General features: G+C 73.2%; 7 protein-coding genes. All 7 read right to left on the bottom strand.

Features of this window, described 5'->3' with window-relative positions:
- Positions 1 to 187: translation initiation factor IF-2 associated domain-containing protein (locus K1J50_RS18470; RefSeq protein WP_220119215.1), on the bottom strand; the 187-nt coding region annotated here is incomplete at its 3' end.
- Positions 174 to 911, bottom strand: a complete 738-nt coding sequence (locus K1J50_RS18465; RefSeq protein WP_220119216.1) for an RNA-binding protein — start codon at positions 909 to 911, stop codon at positions 174 to 176. The genes K1J50_RS18470 and K1J50_RS18465, both read right to left, overlap by 14 nt.
- 16 nt (positions 912 to 927) lie before the next feature.
- On the bottom strand, positions 928 to 2,520 hold the full coding sequence (nusA, locus tag K1J50_RS18460) for a transcription termination factor NusA (protein ID WP_220119214.1): 1,593 nt from the start codon (positions 2,518 to 2,520) through the stop codon (positions 928 to 930).
- A 5-nt stretch (positions 2,521 to 2,525) separates the two neighbouring features.
- Entirely contained in the window at positions 2,526 to 3,047 is a 522-nt protein-coding gene (gene rimP / locus K1J50_RS18455; RefSeq protein WP_220119213.1) for a ribosome maturation factor RimP, read from the bottom strand.
- Positions 3,048 to 3,157: 110 nt separating this feature from the next.
- Positions 3,158 to 3,886 (bottom strand): tRNA (guanine(46)-N(7))-methyltransferase TrmB, encoded by a 729-nt coding sequence (trmB, locus tag K1J50_RS18450; protein WP_220119212.1) that lies wholly within the window; start codon positions 3,884 to 3,886, stop codon positions 3,158 to 3,160.
- A gap of 93 nt (positions 3,887 to 3,979) precedes the next feature.
- Positions 3,980 to 5,167 (bottom strand): methionine adenosyltransferase, encoded by a 1,188-nt coding sequence (gene metK, locus K1J50_RS18445; RefSeq protein WP_220119211.1) that lies wholly within the window; start codon positions 5,165 to 5,167, stop codon positions 3,980 to 3,982.
- A 278-nt stretch (positions 5,168 to 5,445) separates the two neighbouring features.
- Positions 5,446 to 5,562, bottom strand: a 117-nt coding sequence (locus tag K1J50_RS18440; RefSeq protein ID WP_369413499.1) for a transposase, incomplete at its 5' end; no start/stop codon positions are given.

Raw genomic sequence — 5,562 nt, 5'->3', positions numbered from 1 at the left:
GACGTCCGGCGCCCGGGGCGACGGCGCGCTTCTTCAGCACCTCGACCTGCACCACCTTGCTGCGACCGTGGCTGAAGCTCTGGCGCACGCTTCCCGCGTCCACCGTCTTGCTCAGCTCCAGGCGGCCGCCGCCGGGCCGCAGGCTCAGCCGGCTCCTGCCCGAATCCTGTTCGTTATGGTCGCTCATCCGTCCGCCGATCCGAACCCGTTCCCGTTCCGTCCGTCCCGCCGGCGAGACGGCCTTCCGCCTCGCCTTCGTCGTCACGCGCCGCGCCAGGGGGCGACGCCGCCTGCCGCATTCCGTCCGCCGCGATCCCGGCCAAGCGTTCGGCCTCCGCCTTGATCGCCTGCGCCAGCCGGCCCGGCGCCACTGCGACGTGCACCGCTTGGTCGCGCCCGAACACGGCGCCGAGTTCCGCCGCGCTCAACGGCGCGACCGCCGCGACTCCGCGCCCCCCGGCGAGTCGCCGGCGCTCCGCCGGGCTGCCGTCCGCCGCCTGGACCACCAGCGCGGCCCGCCCCCCCTTCAGCCATTCCTGCGCCTTCTGGAACCCGCACACCGCCTGCCCGGCGCGCCGCGCGAGGCCAAGCAGATCGCGGATCCGGCGCCTCAGGCCGTCCTCGATCCGGGCGCGAAGGTCAGGGGGCACCTGCACGGGCCCGCGCGCGGCCCTGGCGAAGGCCCCACGGAGGCTCGCGCGTTCTAGCACATCGCGTCGCGCGCTCAACCACATTCCCCGCCCCGGCAGCCGGCCTTCGAGGTCCGGGACCAAGGTCCGGTCCGGCGCCAGGACGAAGCGGATCATGGCCTCCTTCGGCAGCCGCTCGCGCGTGACGAGGCAGCGGCGCAGCGGGCCGCGCTCCTCCTCGTCCGCATCCTCCCCGGGCGGCGGGCCGGGCGGGGCGGGGATCCCGGCCGGGGCGGTGTCAGCTTCCCTGCGCGTGGCCCGCCTCCCCGCCGGCCGCCTGGCCCGCGGCGGCACCCTGCGCCGCGGCCGCGGCCTGCGCGTCCTCCTCGAACCAGTGCCGGCGCGCGGCCATGATGATCGCGCTCGCGGTCTCCTCGTCCATCGCCTCGGCCCCGAGGATCTCGATCAGCTCGTCCGAGGCGAGGTCGGCGAGGTCGTCGAGGGTCTTCACCCCCTTCTCGCCGAGCGAGACCAGCATCGCCGGGGTCAGCCCCTCGATCGCGGCGACCGCGTCCTCGACCCCGAGCTCGCGCCGCCGCGCGTCGTACTCGGCATCGCGCTTCTCGAGATAGGCGAGGGCGCGGCGCTTGAGCTCGGCCGCCACGTTCTCGTCGAAGCCCTCGATCCCCGCGAGCTCCTCGTCGTCCACGGCGACGATCTCCTCGATCGAGCCGAAGCCCTCGGTCACGAGGAGGCCGGCGATCACGTCGTCCACGTCGAGCGCCTCGACGAACAGGGCGCTGCGGCGGCGGAACTCCTCCTGCCGGCGCTCGCTCTCCTCGGCCTCGGTGAGGATGTCGATGTCCCAGCGGGTGAGCTGCGAGGCGAGGCGCACGTTCTGCCCGCGCCGGCCGATGGCGAGCGAGAGCTGGTCGTCGGGCACCACCACCTCGCAGCGGCGGTTCTCGTCGTCCAGCACCACCTTGGTCACCTCGGCGGGAGCCAGGGCGTTGACGATGAAGGTCGCGGGGTCGGGCGACCAGGGGATGATGTCGATCTTCTCGCCCTGCAGCTCCTGCACCACCGCCTGCACGCGGCTGCCGCGCATGCCGACGCAGGCGCCGACCGGATCGATCGAGGAGTCGCGGCTCACCACCGCCATCTTGGCGCGGCTGCCGGGATCGCGCGCCACCGCCTTGATCTCGATGATGCCGTCGTAGATCTCCGGCACCTCCTGCGCGAACAGCTTGGCGAGGAAGCCGGGATGCGTGCGGGAGAGGAAGATCTGCGGCCCGCGCGGCTCCTCGCGCACGTCGTAGATGTAGGCGCGCACCCGGTCGCCGTTGCGGAACGACTCGCGCGGGATGCACTCGTCGCGGCGGAGCAGCGCCTCGGCGCGGCCGAGGTCCACCATCAGGTTGCCGTACTCGGTGCGCTTGACGATGCCGTTGACGATCTCGCCGACACGGTCCTTGTACTCCTCGTACTGCTTCCGGCGCTCGACCTCGCGCACCCGCTGCACGATCACCTGCTTGGCGGTCTGCGCGGCGATGCGGCCGAAGTCGATCGGCGGCAGCGGATCCACGATGAACTCGCCCGGCTTGATGCCCGGCTTGATCTTCTGCGCGATGCGCAGCGGGATCTGCGTCGCCTCGTTCTCGACCGGCTCCTGCTCGACCACCTCGGTCCAGCGGGAGAGCCTCACCTCGCCGGTCTTGCGGTCGATGGTGGCGCGGATGTCCTTCTCGTGCCCGTACTTGGCGCGGCCGGCCTTCTGGATGGCCTGCTCCATCGCCTCGAGCACCTCCTCGCGTTCGATCATCTTCTCGCGCGCGACGGCCTCGGCCACCTGCAGCAGCTCGGGGCGCGCGATCGTGGCGTCCAGGGCCATGGTTCTCAGTTCCTCTTCGCATTCGCCGCCGTGGCGGCGATCAGTTCGTCGGTCAGTACCAGCTTCGCCTTGCGGATGTTGCCGCGCGGCAGCGCCACCTCCGTCCCGTCCGGCAGCCGCAGGCGCGCCACCTCCGCGTCGGCGCCGAGCGCGACGCCCTTGAAGCGGCGGCGCCCCTCGACCGGCACGGCGAGCTCCACCGTGGCGAGGTGGCCCGCGAAGCGCTCCCAGTCCTTGGCCCGGGTCAGCGGGCGGTCTATGCCCGCCGAGGAGACCTCGAGCGTCCATTCCCCGCTGAAGGGGTCGGCCACATCCAGCACGGCGCCAAGGGCGTGGCTGATCGCCTCGCAGTCCTCGACCCGGAAGGGCGCGGCGTCGGCCCGGTCGGCCATGATCTGCACGGTCGGCCGCTCCTTGCCGCTGATCTGCACGCGGACGAGTTCGTATCCCATGTGCTCGAGCGTGGGCGCAACGATCTCGGCGATGCGCGCCTCGAGCCCTTCATGGCGTGGACGTTCGACTGCCAAGCAACAAAAAAGGCGGCCCCTTTCAAGGCCACCCCCCGTTCGGTCCGGAAAGCGTTTGCAACCGCTATATAGCGATCGGGGTCCGGCGCGACAAGGTGCGCAGGGCCGCCTCAGCGGCGCCGGAACGCCCAGTAGCGCGGCCGGCGCCCCTCGCGCAGCGCCTTCGCCTCGTAGCGCGTCGGCGGCCAGCCCTCCGGGCGCGCATCGGCGACCAGGGCCGCCTCGAACAGGTCGCTGCCGGCGAACACCTCCGCGACCCAGGCCTGGTAGGTGGGGTCGTCGGTCGCGATCCGCCACTCCGCGCCGGGCCGCAGCGCCCGCGCCACCGCCGGCAGCAGCGCCGGGTGGACGAAGCGCCGCTTGGCGTGGCGCGCCTTCGGCCAGGGGTCGGGGAAGAGCAGGAACAGCCGCTCCAGCGAGGCCGCGGGCAGCAGCGCGAGCAGGCGCCGGGCGTCCTCCGGCCAGAGGCGCAGGTTCGGCGGCAGCGGCGCCGTCGCCTCGCCCCCCTCCGGCACCAGGCGCGACAGCAGCGAGCAGATGCCGTTCTCGAACACCTCGCTGGCGATCAGGCCGACGCGGGGGTGCGCCGCGATCTGCGCCAGCGCGTGCTCGCCCGCACCGAAGCCGACCTCGAGCCAGACCGCCTCCACCGGCGCGGCGAAGGCCGCCCGCGGGTCGGCGGCCGCCTCGGGCGGAAGGCGCAGCCGCGGCAGCGTCCGCTCGAGCAGGCGCTGCTGGCGCGGGCGCAGCGGATGGCCGCGGCGGCGGCCGTAGAGCCGGTCGGGGACCCCCGCGGCAAGCTGGTGCGGGCGGGTCGTGGCGCGGTCTGCGGCGGTCATGGCTCGGCGGGAAGGGAGATGGGGACGGCGGCGCACGGGCGCGCCGCACCCCTCCGCCCGCCGGCCGCGGCGCCCGGGGGCGGCGAGGCGCGCTCAGCGCCCGAAGGCGCGCCGAAGCTCCGGCACCAGGTCGGTGCGCTCCCAGGTGAAGGTGCCCTTCTCCTCGTCCGGGGTGCGGCCGAAATGGCCGTAGGCCGAGGTCACCGCGTAGATCGGGCGGTTGAGGCGCAGGTGCTCGCGGATGCCGCGCGGCGAGAGGTCCATCAGCTCCTGCACCACCCGCGACAGCCGGTCCTCGTCCACGTCCTTGCCGGTGCCGTGCAGGTCGAAATAGACCGAGAGCGGGCGGGAGATGCCGATCGCGTAGCTCACCTGGATCGTGCAGCGGTCGGCGAGGCCGGCGGCGACCACGTTCTTCGCCAGGTAGCGGCAGGCGTAGGCGGCGGAGCGGTCCACCTTGGTCGGGTCCTTGCCGGAGAAGGCGCCGCCGCCATGCGGGGCCGCGCCGCCGTAGGTGTCCACGATGATCTTGCGGCCGGTGAGGCCGCAGTCGCCGTCCGGCCCGCCGATCACGAACTTGCCGGTCGGGTTCACGTAGAACTCGCGCTCCGGGCACATCCAGCCCTTGGGCAGGGAGGACTCCACGATCGGCCAGAGCATGCGCTTGATCTCCGCCTGCTCCAGCCCCTCGGCGTGCTGGGTGGAGACGACGATCGAGGTGGCGCCGACCGGCTTGCCGTCCACGTAGCGCAGCGTGACCTGGCTCTTGGCGTCGGGCAGCAGCCCGGCGACCAGCGGGTCGTTGTTCTTCCGCATCTCGCTGATGCGGCGCAGGATCAGGTGGGCGTAGTAGATCGGCGCCGGCATCAGCTCCGGCGTCTCGCGGCAGGCGTAGCCGAACATCATGCCCTGGTCGCCCGCGCCCTCGTCCTTGTTGCCGGCGGCGTCCACCCCCTGGGCGATGTCGGGCGACTGGGCGTGCAGGTGCACCTCGACCCGGGCGTTCTTCCAGGAGAAGCCGGGCTGGTCGTAGCCGATGTCGTGCACCGCCATGCGGGCGAGGTGGGCGAGCAGCTCCGGCGTCACGGTGTCCGGCCCGCGGGTCTCGCCGGCGAGGATGACCAGGTTGGTGGTGACCAGCGTCTCGCAGGCCACGCGCGAATAGGGGTCGGCCTCGAGATAGGCGTCGAGGACGGTGTCGGAGATGCGGTCCGCCACCTTGTCCGGGTGGCCCTCGGAGACGGACTCCGAGGTGAAGAGGTACTCGCCCTTGTCGCGCATGGCGTCGGTGGTTCCTGTCGTCGCGGGAGAGCGGGCAGGCGCCGCGGTGCGCCCCGCCCGCCGAGAGGCGGGGCGGTCGCCGTATCGCAGGGGGTCAGGGCGGGGTCAAGGCGGCGCGCACGGCGGGAGCCGGGCAGGACGCCGCGCGCGCCCGGGGACGCCCGCCCCGGAGCCGTTTCCGCCGGCCGTGCGCGCGGCAGCGGCTCCGGCTCGGTGTCCGGCGAGTGGATTCCCGCTCCCCGCCGTTTCCCGCCGTCCGCGATCCGCCCTAGGGCCTGTTAGAGCTTGAGCCAATCGGCTGTAGCGGCGAGGCAGAGGACGCCGAGAAAGGAACGGGCGGTCTTTTCATAGCGGGTGGCAACCGCACGCCACTCTTTCGGGCGTGCCCACAGGTT

Origin of the sequence: Caldovatus aquaticus, assembly GCF_019458025.1 — a bacterium.
Taxonomy (GTDB): domain Bacteria; phylum Pseudomonadota; class Alphaproteobacteria; order Acetobacterales; family Acetobacteraceae; genus Caldovatus; species Caldovatus aquaticus.
The sequence above is the reverse complement of the archived record's forward strand: the minus strand, read 5'-3'. Positions and strand labels throughout refer to the sequence as shown.

Coding starts and splice junctions, on each gene's coding strand:
- nusA (WP_220119214.1), bottom strand. CDS start 2,520: ATGGCCCTGGACGCCACGATCGCGCGCCCCGAGCTGCTGCAGGTGGCC.
- metK (WP_220119211.1), bottom strand. CDS start 5,167: ATGCGCGACAAGGGCGAGTACCTCTTCACCTCGGAGTCCGTCTCCGAG.
- trmB (WP_220119212.1), bottom strand. CDS start 3,886: ATGACCGCCGCAGACCGCGCCACGACCCGCCCGCACCAGCTTGCCGCG.